Origin of the sequence: Castellaniella sp. (assembly GCF_049673105.1) — a bacterium.
GTDB lineage: Bacteria > Pseudomonadota > Gammaproteobacteria > Burkholderiales > Burkholderiaceae_B > Castellaniella.
Genome location: NZ_JBATXG010000008.1, coordinates 106665 through 125569, shown reverse-complemented (window position 1 = coordinate 125569; position 18905 = coordinate 106665). Strand labels below are relative to the sequence as shown.

At 47.1% G+C, this 18905-nt stretch carries 15 protein-coding genes; all 15 read right to left on the bottom strand.

The features are described from left to right. Window positions 1–9: 9 nt before the first annotated feature. The 15 genes from WBF69_RS03095 to WBF69_RS03025 all read right to left on the bottom strand — a co-directional run bounded on the left by WBF69_RS03095 (window position 10) and on the right by WBF69_RS03025 (window position 18904). Complete coding sequence (locus WBF69_RS03095) at window positions 10–1161, bottom strand: glycosyltransferase family 4 protein (protein ID WP_424261102.1); 1152 nt, start codon at window positions 1159–1161, stop codon at window positions 10–12. Window positions 1162–1213: 52 nt separating this feature from the next. Continuing rightward, window positions 1214–2290, bottom strand: coding sequence for a glycosyltransferase (locus tag WBF69_RS03090; protein WP_424261100.1), 1077 nt, complete (start codon window positions 2288–2290; stop codon window positions 1214–1216). Beyond that, window positions 2268–3320: a hypothetical protein gene (locus WBF69_RS03085; protein WP_424261098.1), complete on the bottom strand. Its 1053-nt coding sequence runs from the start codon at window positions 3318–3320 to the stop codon at window positions 2268–2270. The genes WBF69_RS03090 and WBF69_RS03085 overlap by 23 nt, the downstream gene beginning before the upstream one ends. Continuing rightward, a complete protein-coding gene (locus WBF69_RS03080; protein ID WP_424261097.1) occupies window positions 3320–4312 on the bottom strand; it encodes a GNAT family N-acetyltransferase in 993 nt (330 codons plus the stop codon). Before WBF69_RS03080 ends, WBF69_RS03085 begins: the two co-directional genes overlap by 1 nt. Then, a complete protein-coding gene (locus tag WBF69_RS03075) occupies window positions 4312–5340 on the bottom strand; it encodes a DegT/DnrJ/EryC1/StrS family aminotransferase (RefSeq protein ID WP_424261252.1) in 1029 nt (342 codons plus the stop codon). The genes WBF69_RS03080 and WBF69_RS03075 overlap by 1 nt, the downstream gene beginning before the upstream one ends. 50 nt (window positions 5341–5390) lie before the next feature. Next, entirely contained in the window at window positions 5391–6674 is a 1284-nt protein-coding gene (locus tag WBF69_RS03070; protein WP_424261095.1) for a glycosyltransferase, read from the bottom strand. Next, entirely contained in the window at window positions 6671–8515 is a 1845-nt protein-coding gene (asnB, locus tag WBF69_RS03065) for an asparagine synthase (glutamine-hydrolyzing) (protein ID WP_424261093.1), read from the bottom strand. The genes WBF69_RS03070 and asnB overlap by 4 nt, the downstream gene beginning before the upstream one ends. Then, a complete protein-coding gene (locus WBF69_RS03060) occupies window positions 8503–9216 on the bottom strand; it encodes a hypothetical protein (RefSeq protein ID WP_424261091.1) in 714 nt (237 codons plus the stop codon). The genes asnB and WBF69_RS03060 overlap by 13 nt, the downstream gene beginning before the upstream one ends. Continuing rightward, entirely contained in the window at window positions 9216–10658 is a 1443-nt protein-coding gene (locus WBF69_RS03055) for an oligosaccharide flippase family protein (protein ID WP_424261089.1), read from the bottom strand. The genes WBF69_RS03060 and WBF69_RS03055 overlap by 1 nt, the downstream gene beginning before the upstream one ends. Further along, complete coding sequence (locus tag WBF69_RS03050; RefSeq protein ID WP_424261087.1) at window positions 10655–12019, bottom strand: BFO_1060 family glycosyltransferase; 1365 nt, start codon at window positions 12017–12019, stop codon at window positions 10655–10657. Before WBF69_RS03050 ends, WBF69_RS03055 begins: the two co-directional genes overlap by 4 nt. Window positions 12020–12052: 33 nt before the next feature. Next, on the bottom strand, window positions 12053–13168 hold the full coding sequence (gene wecB, locus WBF69_RS03045; RefSeq protein WP_424261085.1) for a non-hydrolyzing UDP-N-acetylglucosamine 2-epimerase: 1116 nt from the start codon (window positions 13166–13168) through the stop codon (window positions 12053–12055). A 90-nt stretch (window positions 13169–13258) separates the two neighbouring features. Further along, window positions 13259–14317, bottom strand: coding sequence for a pseudaminic acid synthase (gene pseI / locus WBF69_RS03040; protein ID WP_424261083.1), 1059 nt, complete (start codon window positions 14315–14317; stop codon window positions 13259–13261). Between the two features lie 5 nt (window positions 14318–14322). Then, entirely contained in the window at window positions 14323–15957 is a 1635-nt protein-coding gene (gene pseG, locus WBF69_RS03035) for a UDP-2,4-diacetamido-2,4,6-trideoxy-beta-L-altropyranose hydrolase (protein ID WP_424261081.1), read from the bottom strand. A gap of 35 nt (window positions 15958–15992) precedes the next feature. Continuing rightward, complete coding sequence (locus WBF69_RS03030) at window positions 15993–18020, bottom strand: aminotransferase class III-fold pyridoxal phosphate-dependent enzyme (protein ID WP_424261079.1); 2028 nt, start codon at window positions 18018–18020, stop codon at window positions 15993–15995. Then, window positions 18017–18904 carry an aldo/keto reductase gene (locus WBF69_RS03025; RefSeq protein WP_424261077.1) on the bottom strand — a complete coding sequence of 296 codons (888 nt, stop codon included), beginning with the start codon at window positions 18902–18904 and terminating at the stop codon, window positions 18017–18019. The genes WBF69_RS03030 and WBF69_RS03025 overlap by 4 nt, the downstream gene beginning before the upstream one ends. Between the last annotated feature and the right edge of the window lies 1 nt (window position 18905).

Genomic DNA, 18905 nt, shown 5'->3' with positions numbered 1-18905 from the left:
CTAACATGTTTAGAAATCACAACCCTTCCTACCATGGGCCATCCATTCCAAGCGATATGCCTCTACCATACTTTCAATACTGAAATTATCAACAATCCGGTGCCGTGCGCGACGCTGCCGATCACGCCAGGCGTTCTGATCTGATAAATACTCCTTCAATGCTTGACCGATGGTCTCTGCCAACTCCACAGGTCGCCCTGATGGCACAATCCATCCAGTGTCGGCCACGATCAATGCAGCATCCCCAACATCTGTCGTCACGCACGGGGTCCCACAAGCCATTGCCTCACAAAGAACATTCGGAAATGCCTCACTTGAACTAGAGAGAACATGGATATCCAACGCATTCATGACTCTCTGAATATCAGGTCGCTGTCCAGCCAAAATCACATCAGGATCATTATCTAGTTCATGAGATTTCATTTTACACAATAAATCTGGATTATTTATACTCAGACCAGATCCCACTAACACGCATTTAAACCGCCCCCCTTTCGCGCGGAGTATTGATATGGCAGCGAGCAAATTATCATGATCTTTATCTGGATCTAATCGCGCAACCAACCCAATCACAGGAAAATCATCAGGAACTCCCCACCCTCGCCGCACTTCAGCACGAGCACCCAAGTCAGGACAGAAAAAATCCGTATCATACCCATTATGTATGACTACGCTTCGTTCATCACAATAACCAAATTCAAGATGAAATTCTCTAGATTTCTTTGCACAAAAAATAATCTTAGCCGGTATCCAATATGAAAAAAAAGAATTAATTTTTGCAACCAAAAACGTCGTCCATCGTGTTTTTCCAAAAAAAAGATTAGTATTGTGCACCCCCCAATATATAGCAGAACATCCTGCCAATCGCGCAGCGAGGCTACCTAAGAAATCAGCATGATACATCCACGTCTGCACTGCATCTGGTGCTTGTTCTTTAATAATACGACGAAGCTTGAATAATCCCCAGATTGCAGATAATCCAGAATATGCGTCAAGAGAATATACAATACATCCTAATTCTCTCAACATCGCCCCATATTTTCCTACGCCTTGTAGCGATACGATCACATGCTCATCAGAATGACCTTGCTTACAAGCGCGGTAAAGCACTGCCTCCGCACCACCATCAGCAAGTCCAGTAATAACATGGAGAATCTTCATATCATTACGCTAAAATTCATAGCGAGAAAATAACCAAAACAATGGAACGCCATCACACACTATCTTTTGAACACAAGCCAGCATAGATATCACGGTGCCCCAAGGCAACTTCATCTAGTGATCGAAAATCAATAACCTGTCGAATCCAAGGTGAAATATCGAAAGCCCCTATTCCCTCTAACCCATCTATTACAGGTAGACCGCAGGCAACATACTCATTCGCCTTAGTTGGAGACGCCACACGATTAATAATGCTATCGTCTCTAATAAGCAAACCTGCATCAGCTGCATTTAGATAGGCCCCAACCTCTTCGTACGGCACTCGAAGTACAATTATATTCTCGTTTGCCCCCCCAGCCTTCACAACAATCTCTTTGACTTTATCAGGGGCGGTAGTGAGAATTAAAAGAACGAAACGATTGCTGGACTTCGATATATTTACAAAACGATATATTATCTTATCTATATTTTGCCAGTAACTAATTCCGCCAGAATACACATAAACAAATTGACCCTCATTAATTTTTAGTTCCTTGCGCTTCCTAGCTCGCAAATCAGAAGATCGATAAAAGAACTTTGTATTCACAAGGGTTGGAAAGACCGAAACCTTAGAATCAGGTATTTTGTACATCGAGCAAAAATGTTCTGCCATCGCCTCGCTAACAAATAAGATATGGTCAGATTTTTTAAAAATTACCGCCTCTATCCATCGAACAAATTTCACTTTAAGCCAACGCGTGAGTCTCGATCCAGAACCGAACCCTTCTGCGGCAGATTCACCACGAATATCCGCTATAACTCTAATTTTTTTACTAGTAAAAGATTGAGACGTTATCGCAACAAAACTCATGACATGCCCACGGGCATGCAAGACATCATATCCAGTCAAGATCCCCGTAAGCCTGTACCACACACCAACAGCTGCGGCAATAAAGGGCACCGACATATTCGGTATCCAACGGCGCAATATAATATCGTAGTTATATTTTATAAATGAACGATTTTTCCCATGGGTATGGGCAAGCAACGTTACATCGAGAAATTTGCATTGATGCTCACACAGACTATGCACTTGACTTGCAAAAATACTTGATTCGATATAGCAGTCAGATAGATAAAGAATCCGCATTCTCTTTCCTAATTTTTGACGCAACCTCACCAACGGTCATAAATTTATTCTTGATATCGCTAGCGAGCAGCTCCAAAAGTTTTAGCGATTTTATCGACATCAGTTTCGGATGAGAGATGAAGCAAAGATAGTTATTCTCACATTGAAGCTCACGTTTTAATGTATAGGGCGACAAATTATCCAATGAAAGAAAGGTCGTCTCAGTCCGGAATTTCCGCAGCATAGTTGAATAAAAACCAGCATATTGCGTTGGAACCTGCATGCCAATCCCGTCTCCAAATGGCTGACCACTATTTGGCGCACAAAATATTTCCAATCTTTTTGCTAAACGATCTATAAATTTTATGCGAAACGTTGAGATTGGAACTTCAACGCACGGACCGTCACCATCTGGACATGTCACGTCATAAGTAAAAAAATACGGCTTTTTTACAGAAACAGCCCTAAAGTCAAAATGGTGAGTTCGACTGGTTGAGAAACATCCAGGCCCAACTGATGAATCAATATTTACCCCCGCCGCAATCATTGCCTGTATTATTTGCATACTGGGCTGAATAGACCAGCCTCCAGCACGAAAAGCGCGGATCCGGTAGTCAGACTGGACGCCCGAGGCAATTTCCTGTAATACCTGAACCCCTGAAATAAACAAAGAACGAATTTCCATTGGGGTTAAAGCGTGTAGACGATAGCGCCTATAGTCAGGGAACTGCCAAGTCTTCCCCTCACGAACAGCATCAAGCCAATGAGGATGCAGATGCAATTCAATTCGATGCCCCTCTGCAACGATGCTCTGCAATTGACTTGCAATATTCTCGTACTCTTCTCTTGCTGAACCATTAGTGTCTCGGCAACGCAGTAAATGCGTGGCATCGACAAAAAAAGTTGACGCCATTCCACCGTACTGACGAGCCAATTTTAAGATATGGTTGGTTGGCTCCAACAAACAACGGGAAACAGTACCACTACGATTAAAAAACAATTCATAATCATAAGTCAATACAACCGTACGTGATTGCTTTAATGATGTCATCAGACTCTGTCCCCTAGCCTCACTCGCTCTTGATCTATTAGATCAGGCATGGAAAATCGACCTGATAGCATCGCCCTCACCGACAGGGCAGCGGTCAAGGCCCGGGAGCGCCAAGGACGGCAATTAAATTTCCAGAGAAACCCAGGAGCAAAAGTCGCACCGAAACGTGCCTTAAATCGTTGGATGCTTTCCGGTTTAGAACCTGGCTCGGGTGAGCAGCGGGCGCCAACAAAATCATATTTTTCCACATCTAGATCTTTTAAGGTATCAATGATTCTCCAATGCAATAAATTAAGCGAGCCGCCATATGGAAATTCGGTACTACCTCCCCAAAAATAATATGCACCATATCGATTCCAAGGAATAAGTGCGCATCCTTGAATGATGCCATTTTTAGTCGCAGCCGCCAGCAAAATCTGATTACCTAACGATTCAAATAGAGAGTCGAAATAGGAAATTTTCGGCACACCCATATGATAGCGCGCCATTGTGGAACGAAACAAATCAATACACTCACCCACTTTATTTGTATTAACATCAATGTCCACACCATCGCGCTCAGCTCGCCTAATCACATTGCGATGTTTAGAGTGCAAAGCAGAAAATAAATCTTCTGTATTACGATTTTTTAACGGCACAAATAGGCTCCCGAATGGAGCATGCACACTGCCCTTCGGAACCACTCTGAACACAGCATTATTCTGCGGCTGTACAATCCGATCAACAATCAACTCTCTTGCCGCCAGAGAACATGCAGCCTCAAGGAAATGCCGTTCCGAATCAGGAAGACCGCCAGGTCCAATCTGTACTGGTGAACTAGTTATGCGTAAACTACGAAAGCCAAATTTTGTTGTAATGAACCAAGGCATGACGAAATCTTCAGAAACAAACCAACCAAACTCTTTTGACTGAAAATTCAAATACTCACGCGTCGCAAAGACTGGCAAATATTCTCGAAAAAAAGAATCATCCAATACAATTACAGCACCCATCAATCCACCTCTTTGATAAACTTCTCAAGTGCTTTATATTGATAACTCATTCTCTCGAAACTCTCATCAATCGCAAGCTCAATGACTCTTCCCTTAATAGATGCCCCCCCCTGAAGGTTTACCGAATCAGTCAAGAGCAAATAACCTCTCGAATTAAATATCTCTGATCCTGCGAGAAACCTCTCCAAGCTCTTTGCCCGCTCCGCGCTATCTGCAATCAACACCAACTTATGGGGATGAGGCACGCCACGCTTAGCTACAACCATACGCAAAATGGGCGTTGAGGCCAGGAGACTCTTGAACTTCGAATGCCAATGGTTACGAAACTCATAGCCTCCATTAAACAAGGCATGCAATATTCCACCAAGAATAGGTTCTTCAAAGGGCTCCATCTGATCATTCCAAAATCGATTCCGGTCAAGTCGCCCAGCAAAAATATCAAGCAGGCGAAGTAGCTGACGATAAGGTTTCGTATCGTAGGCACGCAGACGTGAATAGTAGAAATTGAGCCATTTCACGCGATGCGCAAGTGGATGTGAGCTACGCAAAAAAGAATAGGGCTGCCGAGCCCAAAAGAAACCGCCGCCATGCCCCGCCGTTGCTTTCCCCGGGGAGAAAGAGAAAAGACCGGCATCGCCATAGGTGCCTACACAACGATCACCAAACGTAGCCCCCATGCTCTGAGCGGCATCGTCGATCATGACAACTCCATGATCGCGACAAAAAGCTTCAAAGCGCCCTAGATCCGCAGGATTCCCATATAGGCTCGGCACAACAACAGCATCAATAGGCCTCTGCGAAACAATCGATACAAATGACTCAAATGATAGATTCAAGTCGTCAGGGTCTATATCTGCAAATACTGGTTCCAGTCCAAGCCCCCTGATCGGTACCAAGATCGACTCACATGCATAAATCGGCACTACAACCGCTCCCGACACATTCATTGCGCGTAGACAATGATAGATAGCAGCCTTTCCACTAACAGCATAAGTCCAGTGTCGGCCTGTCAACCGCTCAAGAGCCACTTCGTCAAGAGAATAAGGCTTGATTGATGGCGGAACAAAGCGACCGACCCTCAATTCAGCCTCTCTCGCAGAAGAGCATCGTAGCGCGCGGCAAGGCTTTTGAGGTTAAAGCACTCATAAGATACCGACTGCTTTCTCAGAGCCCCGGATCTATGTCGTCGCCACAGATCAAGCAATGCAGCAGAAAGTGATAGCGGATCATAAGTTGCTGTTACCTCACCACATTGTTCGAGGAGCTCAGACAAGCGGCCACCGTTTGAAACATGGAACATCGGGCGGCCTAGCGCCATGTAATCGAAGATTTTTGTCCCAAAGGCGTGTGGATCTTTCATGTCATTGATTGACAGGCAGACATCTGCCGCCAGAATTTCATGCACGAGCGAAGCATGATCAACCATAGGCGAGCAACGTGTCGCTTCACGCAAGATACTAGATTCATATGTAGCGAAAAAATCTGGCTGCAGATCAGAGCACAGCAAGAACTCAATACATACTCCTTCACTTGCAAGACCTTCACAACACTTTGCAAGCTCAACCAATGCGCGCAGACGGCCATCGGGATTAGTGCCAAGAACACCACCGTAAAAGATCCGCAGAACCTCGGGAGAATGCGGTAAATCGGGTGCAATTATTGCAGCAGGGTAGTCCTCTCGATCGAAGCCGTTATGAATAACACGAACCTTATCCGGATCGATGCGATACGTCTGAAGCAACATCGTACGCATATCCTCCGTAACCACCACCACTCGATCAGCGGCTCGAAGTGCGAAGGCCTCACAAGCAATGATACGTCTCTTCTTATCTAATCCAATCCTTTCAGGAAAGTGAAAATCACGATCATGCACCCATGCATCACGATAGTCGAGTGTAAGCTCAATATTCGGACAGTCAATCTTAAGCAGCGCCCCAGCATAAAACAAAGACCCTGGCGGCCCTGATGCAACAACCTTATTAATTCCTCGTGCACTGATCAGTTTCTTTGCCTCAGTCACATAATCAGACAAAGCAAATTCCGCTATATCAATAGCCTCCTTATGGCGCCTCATCACGCCTAAAGCGATACGCCTACCCAAACGCTGTAGAAGCGAACGCGCAGGCTTAAAGAAGAATCCAGGCACTCTCGTCGAAACACGATGAACCAAGACATTATCATTACCCGCTACATCACGCGCCCAATTAACTTTATCGTCGAGACAGAAGTTAGCCGCAACAACGTGGATACGCCAGTCCAAACGTGAAAGATACTTAGAAAACTTTGCCCAGCGCCGAGACCCAACTCCGCCAGTCGGCGGGAACCGGTAGGTTAGCAACAACAGATCATCGATACCGTTCATTGCGGATTCCAAAGATCACACCAGTAATGAGCACAGTACAAGCGCCAGATTTTTGGCCAAAGCGACTGCTCTCCAGCCACATATCGCCTATACAAAGATTGCACGTCACTATGCAATACGTCCGAGACACGCTCATCAATAGCTGCAAAGACACGTGCGAGATCAGGCGCCATCTCGTTTCGCTGCCACTCTTCCTGAGGCGACACAAAACCCATTTTGTCACGGCGGTCCGTGATCATACGTGGCACCATCGTACGCGCATAATCACGTTCTATCTTCTTGTTCTGACCATTACAAATCTTGAAATCAGAGGATAGCGTGAACGCAAACTCAACAAGACGATAATCGAGAAAGGGCGTACGTGCCTCGATACTTGCAGACATGGATGTCCTATCATCGTAGGACAAGTACTCACGCAACGGAGCAACAGCAACCTCATTGAAAAGATGATGATTGAGCGAATTCATGCCTCGAGAAGCATGAGCAACCACACCCGCCAATTGGCGCAGTAGCCTATACCAGTTCCCTCCCCGATCAGACAGGAACTTCTTTGCCTCAGATCCGAACTGGATCAAACGCATCTGTCGTAACAACTCGATGAACCGCCAATAGTGGTGATAACCGTATCCTCCGAACAGTTCATCTGCACCCTGGCCATTAAGTACAACACGTACTCGTGTGTTCGCTTTGATGTATTCGTAAATCTTGAACTGAGAGTAAACACTCAATGAGCGGAACGGCACTTCAGTATGTCGCAACAAGCGTGGCAGGTCCTCAGCGAGATCATTGGGACTTGGCTTGATCCAATGCGGCTGAACAGACAGTTTAGCCAGAGATGTACGTATATAATGACTCTCGTCAAAACTTGGCGAGTCAAAAGTGGCCGAGAATGAGTTGAACTTGCCTCCATCAATAAATCCGAGTTTTTGCAGGCCAAAAACAATACTGTTTGAATCCAGCCCACCGCTCAGCAAAGTTCCAACCTCAACATCAGAGCGCATACGTAAACGTAAAGAATCCTCAAAAAGCTCAGCAAAGCGCTCTTGTGCCACGGAAGCATTGATGGGCCGTTCCTCGGGGACAAGATGCCAGTAGCGTCCACTGTTTGCGCAACCATTGGAGTCCAATGTCATCCAAGTGCCAGGCGGCAATTCGGACACACCTTGCCAAAAAGTTCCATTGCCAGCAAAGAGAGAACAACGCTCCAAATAATCCCGCATCGCATCTCTATCAAACGGATAAGATTGCTTGGATGAAAGCGCCAGCAACGCTTTTATCTCACTGGCGAAACGCACACCGTCACCGCAAACCGCGTAGAACAGAGGCTTGACACCAAATCGGTCACGACAAAGAATCAGCCGCTCCTTATGCTGCTCCCATATCGCTAATGCCCACATACCGTTAAATCGGCCAAAAGCATCAACTCCCCACTCCAGATACGCCTGCAGAGCAACTTCGGTATCAGTGCGCGTGAGAAAGCGCCGACCCGCCTTTTCCAGCTCGGTACGCAGTTCAAGGTAGTTGAAAATCTCGCCATTGAAAACAATAACCGCAGACCTTGACTCATCAAACATCGGTTGATGCCCAGCCGGTGTTGGGTCAATGATCGAGAGGCGTCGATGCAACAGCCCTAAGGTCGCAACGCCAGCATCCGAAACAGAAGGGAGATGCCGTAATTCACCGATCGTATCACTGCCTCGGAATGAGCATAGAACGCCATCTCTTAAACAAACAAAGCCCTCGTCATCGGGGCCACGGTGACGAATTTCCCAAGATGCCTCACGTAAGCAATTGATAGGAACTGGCGAGTTGGGAAGAAATAATCCAGCTATTCCACACATACATTTCCTCGAGATTGCATAATGCATGCATGGATTTTTTCTGCTAGCACTTGATGAGCCAGTGGCTTCAAATGTATCCCGTCAGCAATCAACGGAGAACACCCCAACAACAAAGAATCGACATCAACATGATTTGGAAATATTTCCTTCAAAACAGCATTATATTTTTCAACATTCGTAGCATAGCCATAACTACGATCAATCAAATAAGGAGCAGGCATCGCAATTAGAACTGCAATAAACTCACAACTTGGTGAATAATACAGAATTTCCCGACACATGACACGAAAATTAAAGGCGAAACGGCTCAATGGAACATAGGTAATTTTTCTTATTCTGGTAACAATATTTCTATACCTTGAAAGCATTCGAACCCCGATATCACGAGTCACGAATTTAAACCACGGGCGCAAAAGAACACTTCTAGATTCTTTAGAAAAGAGCCTCGGCGCACAATCGTTAATGCCTAAATGATAAATAACCAGATCAGGTCTGCGATAAGCAACCATCCGCTGATTCCAATGAATCGCATCATCACTATCCAGCGAATCTATATATATTAGATCAACAATCCAATCATTTCCCAAAAGGGTTTGCAAGATTGACCCATAGACCTGCCACAGTTCTGTTTTATCAGCCCCCTCAATCTCTGGCCGCGGTCGGCCGAGAGAGTCGGAGAGCACGACAAGGCGCTTTTTCATTACACCCTCCGTATTAGCTGCAGCGCAAGCCCAATCACAATGCCGGCCAACACCAATTTTTCTGCAAACATCCAGAGGGATAACGGACGTTCCGCAAGAAAAAAATCATAAAGGTAAACCATGCAAGAAAAACCGACAAGCTGAAATAACATCTCTTTTTCTCGAAGACGAAATCTCTCAAGTCGCCAACTCCAATAATAAAGCCATCCGGTAAACACTAGCGTAGCAACACAGAGAGCCCAGGCAGCCGTTCGGATACCGAAATGCTGGACAAACAAAATATTGATCACTACGCTTAGCACTGCCTGACCAATGCCACCAGCAGTCAAAATCCAGGTACGATTATGCAAACTAATAATAGTCACAAAATTTCGATACTGGCACCCCAAAACATAAGCAAAACTGATAACCCCAAGCAATAAGGATGCCGAGGCATATGCATGCGTCGAAACAACAGCGATTATCTCATTCGAGAATAATATTAGTAGAAAATTGGCGGCAAGCATCAGAATCCAAAGCTGCAGTGCACTTCTCCGCATGTTTTCGAGCATTCGCTCTCGATCAGTAAAGAAACCCGACATCGCTAAAGGACCAATCACTTGTGTTATAGCATCCTGTAAAACATACATAGCTAACGCCAAACTTGCCGCCAATGAATAGATACCGACCGCATCGTAATCAACATAATGTGCAATGATTAGACGATCAGAAAGCCCGGTGATCCAGCCTCCAGCCACGCTAGGCACCAATGGCAGTGCATAGATGATTGCTTGCTTGAGAATTTCGCCCCTCCATGTAATAGCCAAGAGCCCTGTCCGCTTGAAATACTGGATATAATAAAATAGGATAAACAATGGAGGAATCGCAATTCCGAGCAAACGAGCCAAGACGCCAAAATCAAAAAAAATCATCAACACCAGAGTGATCAGCGCAGAAAGCAGGGCCCCTCCAACCTCAAGAGAAGTTGTTCTCACCGCATCAAGTGACTGGCGCAAGAAGACCGTACCTAGTTGACCAAGCTGCAAAAACAATGCAGGCACAAAAGTCAACAATAGATATACATATGGAACATCCGGGAACCATCCTGGGCTATATGCCGAAACAATCAAGCACAACAGGACCACACAGCCACCGTAGCATGCGACAAACCAGAAGATCGTTGAGTAAAGAGCACGCAGCATAGGCTGGCTGCCCTTGTACTCATGAAAAAACCGCGCAAATGCGGCATCGAGCTGCAACGAGATAAATACAGGAAGAACGCCCCCAAGAGCTGTCAGAGTATTCAATATACCAAACTCTTCCGGCGTCAAATATCGCGTATAAACAGGCAAAAGAATCAGTGAGAGCCCTTTAGTCATTAAGCTCGAGAGCAGGTACCATTTTCCTGTTGAAAAGATTGTTCTCAGCCAACTCTGTTGATGCACTGCCACCTCAATGGTCATATTGCACGAATATTTAGAAGCTCCATAGGCTTCAAGCCCAGATGATCATAGAAAGCCGTCTGGCGAACCTGCATTTCAGAAGCGAACTTATTGACCTCTTGACGTGAAAATCCATATGGTGTAGATTTATCCGCACTCCACGATTTGATCATCCAACGCACATGTTGGCGCCAGCGCTGCAGCCGTTCACTAGTATTTTCATTCTTTAGTGGCCCCGGGGGTTTCTGCCGTAATAATTCTAAGATTTCATTTCCAACGCGAACATGATTTAAGCCATCTCCCCATTGAATCACTTCCTCAATGAGTGAATCTCGTTTTCCCTGTCGCTCCATAAATCCTGGCAATGTGTCATTCGAGAAAAAATATTGCAGCGCATCACATACCTCATCTGATGTCGCATAGTCTGGACTGCCTTGATGCAATACATCTCTTGGAAAATCACGTCCGGAAGGATTAAGCAATGCAGTTTGCTTGCCGATTAGCCAAGCTTCAAGCGCTGTCGTCGACTCATAGACCAACCAAACATCAGACACCGCAATGCACTGATCAATCGGAAGCTCATTCTTCAAGACAATGACATTGTCATAGTGATCAAGACCATCAATTCCGGACGCTTTTCTCCCAAGCAATACACCCGGATGCTCCTTGAGAAGAAAAAGCACTGAAGGGTTTCGTGTAATTGTTTGCTCTAGCAGATCATGGAAACGGCTTTCATCAGCTTTAAAATTTTTCTGCGCCGTTTCATCATAGTATTTTCCCCACACCTCATGACGCGAATCTTCCGGGTAAAAAATACCAAAATCCCAACAACCCACACCCACCACCTTCGTATACTCTGCCTTGCCAAGACTACGTAATATTTCAGAACGATCCACCGTGATACCGATTTTGTAATTATCGAAACCAACCCCTCCTGATATCAACACCTTCCCTTTTAATTCTGGGTGTTGTCGCAACGTAATACGGCGAGTTCTTTCGCTCCATTGAAAATGCAAATCCTCATACAATACACGATCATGATTCCAGCCCCAGATCATTGCCGACTCTAAGTCGGCATCACCTTCTCGTATATTTCCCTCAACAATCAAGCTAACGCCAAGTACACCGCGCTGGACGGCATAGCGCATGATTTCAAAATTCTCCCGCGCCCCAATAGTATTCGTCATAAATAATAGTCGGGGGCATAATTCGTTAATCTCATCCAGACCATCATGCACTGAATATTCCCCAACCGAAAATCCTTGCCGGCGCAGGTAATTGCATACTAGCGTTGCCATCACACGATCACGACTGGGCCCACTAGTCCACTCAAGATTAAGCACGTCGATTTTGTTATGAATTCGTGATACCTTGAAATCCATTCATCGCTCCCCACAGACAGGATCAAGTAATCATCAAGTCAACTCACGCCGCAATACAGTGACAATACGCTCTGCTGCATGACCATCCCATAGAGCAGGTTGTTTTCCACGTTTCCCGCCATTTTCCAATATTGCCGCAACCTCTCTATCGATCTTCTCCGGGTCCGACCCAACCAAGATATTGCTTCCTTCAAGTACAGTAACTGGACGTTCAGTATTCTCCCGTATCGTTAGGCAAGGAATGCCTAGTGCAGTTGACTCTTCCTGTAAACCACCACTATCGGTCAGAACAACTGTCGCATCTTTGGTAAGAAACAATAGATCCCTATACGGCAGAGGCGGCAACAGATGAATCGACTTTGGCAAAACCAACCCCAACGATTCAATCTGTTTCGCCGTACGTGGGTGAACAGGAAAAATCATAGGCAGACGCTGCGCGGCACGAGACAAACCGGACAGCACCCGATCTAAGGTATCTAAATTATCGACATTAGCAGGGCGATGAAGCGTAACAATTGCATAATTTCGACAAGCAGCTTTAATCGCCTCAACGCTTTTGCTAACAGTCGCTCCCTCACTTAATTTAGCAAGCTCAAAAAATAGATTATCGATCATCACATGGCCGACAAAATGTATCGCAGTATCAGATTTTCCCTCTAAAATAAGATTATCTCGACCGGAAGGCTCTGTCACAAAATACAAATCGCTAATCGCATCAGTCGCCAGACGATTAATCTCCTCGGGCATTCTCCAATCACCACTACGTAACCCCGCCTCAACATGAGCAACACGAATACCGAGCTTTTTCGCGACTAGCGAACACGCAAGTGTTGAATTTACATCGCCAACGACGAGAACCAAGTCTGGTCGGATTTTGGCAACTACTGGCTCGAATGCAACCATCACCTTTGCAGTTTGCTCAGCATGCGTGCCACCACCCGCGTTAAGATGATAGTCTGGATTTGGGATATCTAATTGCTTGAAAAAAACCTCACTCATTTCTTGATCATAGTGTTGCCCAGTATGGATAAGATAATAATTAAAGAAATCTGAAGCCTCCTCCAAGGCTCGAATGATCGGAGCAATCTTCATAAAGTTGGGCCGAGCCCCAGCCACCAGACAGACTGTTATTCTTTGCTTGATATTCATTCAAACCTCTTCCATATCTACGCAATACTGATACGACATCAAATCTTCGATAAATTTATTGTATAAATCTTATTTTCTTTTCATTGAAAATCATGCCAAGTCTTCCAACCGCACTGGATGATATCGAGACACAGCATGAGCCGTTCTCCTTCCAACGACATGCCCCAGCATCTTTGGCGCCAAACCAAATCCTGGACGAACGCTTCTTACAGCATCTGCGGTAATTACCTCACCCACGGCCAAATCTCTAATAAAATACAAGGAACGCCTAAACTTAATATTTTCCAGTTCGCTGGATTTACGTTCATAATCCACTCTTCCAAGGGCGGCCCAGGCTGTTTTACTATCGCAACATAGAGCAGCCATGTCACTAGGCTCTAACGAAAAGCTATCATCGGGGCCACCGCCGTTTCTGTCGAGGGTGAAGTGTTTCTCGATGATCGATGCGCCCATGGCAACGCTGACAATTGCTGTCGTATTATCCAGGGTATGGTCGGAAAGCCCAGTAACTAGTCCAAACCGCGCGATCATATCTGGAATGGTACGCAGGTTGTAATCTTCAGCTGGTGCAGGGTAGCCACTCACGCAATGCAATATGGCAAGATCCTTGCATCCCCCTTCATAGGCAGCATCAATAGCTTCTTGAATCTCCTCGGCATCGGCCATACCCGTTGAGATGATCATAGGCTTACCCGTGCTGGCTACATACTTTATTAAAGGCAAATCCACCGCCTCAAACGAAGCAATCTTATACGCCGGAGCATTCAAGTCCTCCAGCAGATCAACAGCCGTGGCGTCGAAAGGAGAGCTAAAAACAGTTATCCCTAGCGCATGCGCCCAATCAAACAGAGGCTTATGCCAGTCCCAAGGCATATGTGCCTCTTGATACAGTTGATATAAGGTCTTACCATCCCATAGGCCGCCACGGATATGGAATTCCTCTGAATCACCGTCCAGGGTGATCGTATCAGCAGTATACGTCTGTAGCTTGACGGCATCTGCCCCTGCTTTTTTCGCTTCTTCTATGATTTTTAACGCCGTTTCCAATTTACCATTGTGGTTTGCAGAAAGCTCGGCAATTATATAAGGCTCAAACTCAGGGCCAATCATCCGATTGTTGATACAAAAAGATCGATTCAATGAATTCATAATAGTTAACCCTTGAGAGCATCCCACCCTGAGGCAAGGAGGCGATAGCAAATCATGCCAACTTGCTGACCGTGAATGAAACATTGATCTCTTAAAAAGTCTTCTCGTTCAAAGCCCAGAGACTCATGGAAGGCGATGGAAGCCAGATTAGTGGTCAGCACCTGCCCATACACTTTACGAATACCGAGATCTTCAAAAGCATACGCAAGCGCTGCCAGACCCAGCTTTCGTCCGCTGCCTTTTGGCGCGCCCGGCACAGCGTAAAACCCCCAATCTGCCGAAACGCCAGATTGAATATTGCTGAACTGCACGTAACCCAGAGGCTGCTTTTCCTCCTCGACGATCAACAGACGACGGGTTGGATCTTTACTCGCCTGAGCAAACCAATTTGTATGTTCTTCCAATGAGATCTCATGCTGAGTCAGCATATGCTGACGAACAGAAGGATCGTTACGCCATGAGAGCACCATTGCTAAATCGCTCTCCTGCATCTTACGGGCGACGGGCCCCGATAATGTAAAAGCGACGCTCATCGTATCAACTACACGCAAGGCGCCAGTGCCATCGGCAATAAACCGAGTCGCCTCGCTCAACACCGATAATAGGGACCTTTCGTTGCTGATACACGGTTGCGACAGCTCAAGCAGCATACTGGGTATCTGCTCGACAACGTGAGGGACCAGCACAGCCTTACGTTCAAGCAGCGCGTTAGCACCAGCCTCCTGGTTAGCCGCGAGCACCAGAATCAAGCTCGGCAATCCCAGACAGCAACGCTCCCAAGCAGTGCCTCCCGCTGCGCCGATAGCCAGATCAGCCTCTGCCATCAACTGTGCCATGTTTGAAACACCGCATACTACTTCTGTAGGGTGCGGCATGTCGGCAGCCAATCTGCGGACATGATCTAGCCAAGGAGCATTTGCCCCCATTACGACAGTGATCCGGACGTCGTTGATCAGCGGCTTGCTTGCGATAGCTTGCAGGACTTTTCCTGTCACGTCATCTTTGTCCACACCGCCCATCGTGATCAGCAGATGCCGTAAGCCAGGATGCTCTGCACGTCTCTGCAGGCTATAGGGGCGCCATTGGGCGAACTCTGGCCTCAGCAGGGCATAGCTCGGGCCGATCAACTTAGTCGCATGCGCTGGTATCAGTTCTGCATAATCAGCTTCTTGCCGGCCCAAATTCTGATCAAGCAAAAGGTCACAGTTGTGAGGACGATCTGCCAGATCGTCAACCACCATCAAGTGTTGACAGGCGGAACGCAACAGGCCTTCCCAATGCTGATCCAATGCATAATGATCAACAACCATCCACCATGCGATTGGATTTTTACCTACGCAATCATCAATGGCAGCCAAAGTATCATGCGCATCCATTTCTTGAGTAATACCCGCACCCAACCAGGCAGCATGCGCTGTCTGCGTCACAGTCACAACAGACGGCGAACCGGATTGAAGTGGTAGCAGGATGGCGTCATGTCCACGCTGCTGGATGAAGTCCCCCAGATGACCTGGATGCGCCCTACAAATGAAATGGCATTGCACGCCACGTTCACGCAAGACATCGGCAAGCGTCAGGCAGCGCATGACGTGGCCTGTGCCTATGTCAAGCGAGGCATCGGAACGAAAGATTACGTGCATAGTAAAAACAGCACATCAGACCGCATACACAGGATTCAATTCAGCCGCTTGAATCCAGCATGGCATACAGGGCCCTTTAGAAGGGCATCTATGTCACGTCCATTTTCACACTCTCTCACCAGCGCAAACACTGGGTCAAGCGCATCAAAATAAGCATTTATCACATCCGGTGTGTGGGCAATACAAGCATAACAACTGTTACCCGCGAGAAATCCTTTGGCCAGCATTTCTTGCGTAATCAGCGTCTTGTATTTCAAGGCATGCGGGCTTTCAAAGGAATAGCCCGCCAAGGCCGGTAGCCCCCAGTGGCTGATTTTCAAACCATGCTTATCTGCCAACCCTTGCCATTTTTTCCGAACTTCCAGTCCAATGTCAGTAATGGTCTCCCATGACCGCAGGCGCTCCATCACTTCCAGCGTTTTCAATCCTGCCACAGAACCGATACGCTCTGTCCAGAAGGTACTGCTGATAAATGTAGTTTGCGCTGCTTCCATGATTTCACGGCGGCCAATCGTGGCTGTGACGGCATAGCCATTGCCTAGTGTCTTACCGAACATTGCGATGTCGGGTTCCACTCCATAAAGCTTGTGCAGACCACCGAATGTCTGGCGAAAGCCCGAGGTACATTCGTCAAAGATGAGTACGATGCCATGATCACTGGCAAGCTGGCGCACTCGATGCAAAAAATTGTCCTGTGGCCCCATGTTGCGCGAGACTTCCATCTTGATGACACCAATGTCATGATCTCGCACCAGGGCCTCAAGCCCAGAAAAATCGTTGTAATTGAAAGGCAGTGTCGTACCACGCAAGCCGGCGGGCACCCCGTTGGGTTCAAGACCCGGAAGCAAGTGACCTGCCAGATGGGTTTCATCCCCCAGGTTGGCAGACAGATACCAATCATGCCATCCGTGGTAGCCGCAAATCGCCACTTTATCCTTACCTGAGGCAGCTCGCGCAATGCGAATCGCCACCGCATTCGCCTCCCCCCCCGTACGCGCAAAACGCACCATGTCAGCCCAGGGGTGTAGCGCCACCAAGCGTTCGGCAAGATAGACTTCCTCTGGCGCATTGAAAGTTGACATATTGCCAAGATCGATCACCTGCCGTACTGCATCATCGACTTCAGGATGGCCATAACCCAAAGTATTGGTGCCAATGCCCATGATCGACATATCAATGTATTCACGGCCATCCAGATCCCATACTGTGCAGCCTTTAGCTTTGCTGAAGTACGCCGGCCACTGCTCGGGCAAAAACATCTCTGCCCGTTTCGACAACAGCATATTACCCCCGGGGATAACCTGCTTGGCTCGTTTCCACAACTTCTGACCAGTGCCCATGATGGCCCCTTCGTTACGCTCAATTGCTTGATTTGCGGTAAACAGTCCGGGGTGTGCCTTTTGTAGCGCCACGACCTGTTTCCACGAAAAATTAATATCAGGAGAAAAATGCTTGAATACTTGTGTCACAACCGTGAGATCAGCCGGCTCATCGACTGTCCAGCGCAAACCAGAAAGATCCTTTTCATGGCGCACTACAGCGGTACGAAACCGCCCAGAACAACGTAGATAAGGAGTGACGTGTTCATGGTCAAATGGGTCGGCAGATTCGCATGCCGCACGCTCCAGCGCCTCTCTCGTGAACACCTCTGTATCCAAACCATCTGGATAGCTTGGCGGATCGATATTGCTGACATAATCCACTGACGCTGTCTTAAACCGATCAATAACGGCATCTACTATTGCTGGATCAATCAGCGGGCAATCTCCTGTCACACGGACAATCACATCCGCCTGTACTTGGCGAGCCGCTTGTAGGTAACGATCCAGGACGTCATGCTCGCTACCCACAAAACAGGTATATCCAAGCGCCCGAACATGATTGCACAACACATCATTTTCCAGGCCTGAGGATGTTGCAACGACAATCTGATCCAGGTGCCGCGCACGCGCCAGGCGAGTGAGTAAGATCTCTATTAGAGGGACACCCTCGATGAGCTTCATGACCTTACCAGACAACCGCGTGGAACCCATGCGCGCCTGGACAATTGCAACAACTTTCATTCGAGCTTCCAAAGCGAAGGATTCAATAGATTAATATCCTGCGTCTGCAAGGACTGATAACCATCCGGGACCGGGCCAGCATCAGAGACTGTCAGAATCTCGTTCAATTGCCGCTCACTATCGACCCCCAACACCACTTTTTCTATACCGTCTGCGTGCAGGATGTATCGCAAGCATGCTTCCAAAGGCGTAAGGTGGTTTTCATCCAGCCAGACGTCCCATGCATCCCATAGCGCGGCCCACCGCTCAAAATAGGCAGGGCGTCGTGTGCGATGCATCAGCAATAATCCCTGAAGGAATACAGAGCGAACATGCAGCTCGACGCCCTTCCGCTTTAAACGCTCCATCCAACCTGACTTCAAGAGCCTGGAGTCAAGAATATTCAAAGGCGCTTGCACGATATCAAAATCAAATTCCGGAATCAACAAATCTAGATCCGATGGATCATAGATAGATATGCCGATTTTGCATACGGAGTCTTTAGAAATCTGTTCCTGCAAAGCACGATATAGAGACGGCCCCGATGCTTCCAGCAACTGTTCAGGTCGATGCAAAAGTAGACCATCCAGGCGGTCAAGTCCCAAGCGAGAAAGCGAGCCTTGAATTTGCGAATCCACCCAAGCTGAAATTTCAGCATCCGGCATATCAGGAATTTTGGGCAACTTACTGATCACATCAAAGCCATGAACATTTGCCTGACCTAGAACCTGCTCACTTCCACCATAGGCGATTGCGGTATCGATTGCTGTGATGCCGCCGTTCCTGCCTCGTTTCAGGATGCACCGCACCTCTTCATGGCCAGGCTGGCCCACGGCATTAGCTACACCGTAGTTCAACCCAAACTGAGCTGTTCCCAATATTATTCTAGATGTTGCACGCGGCATA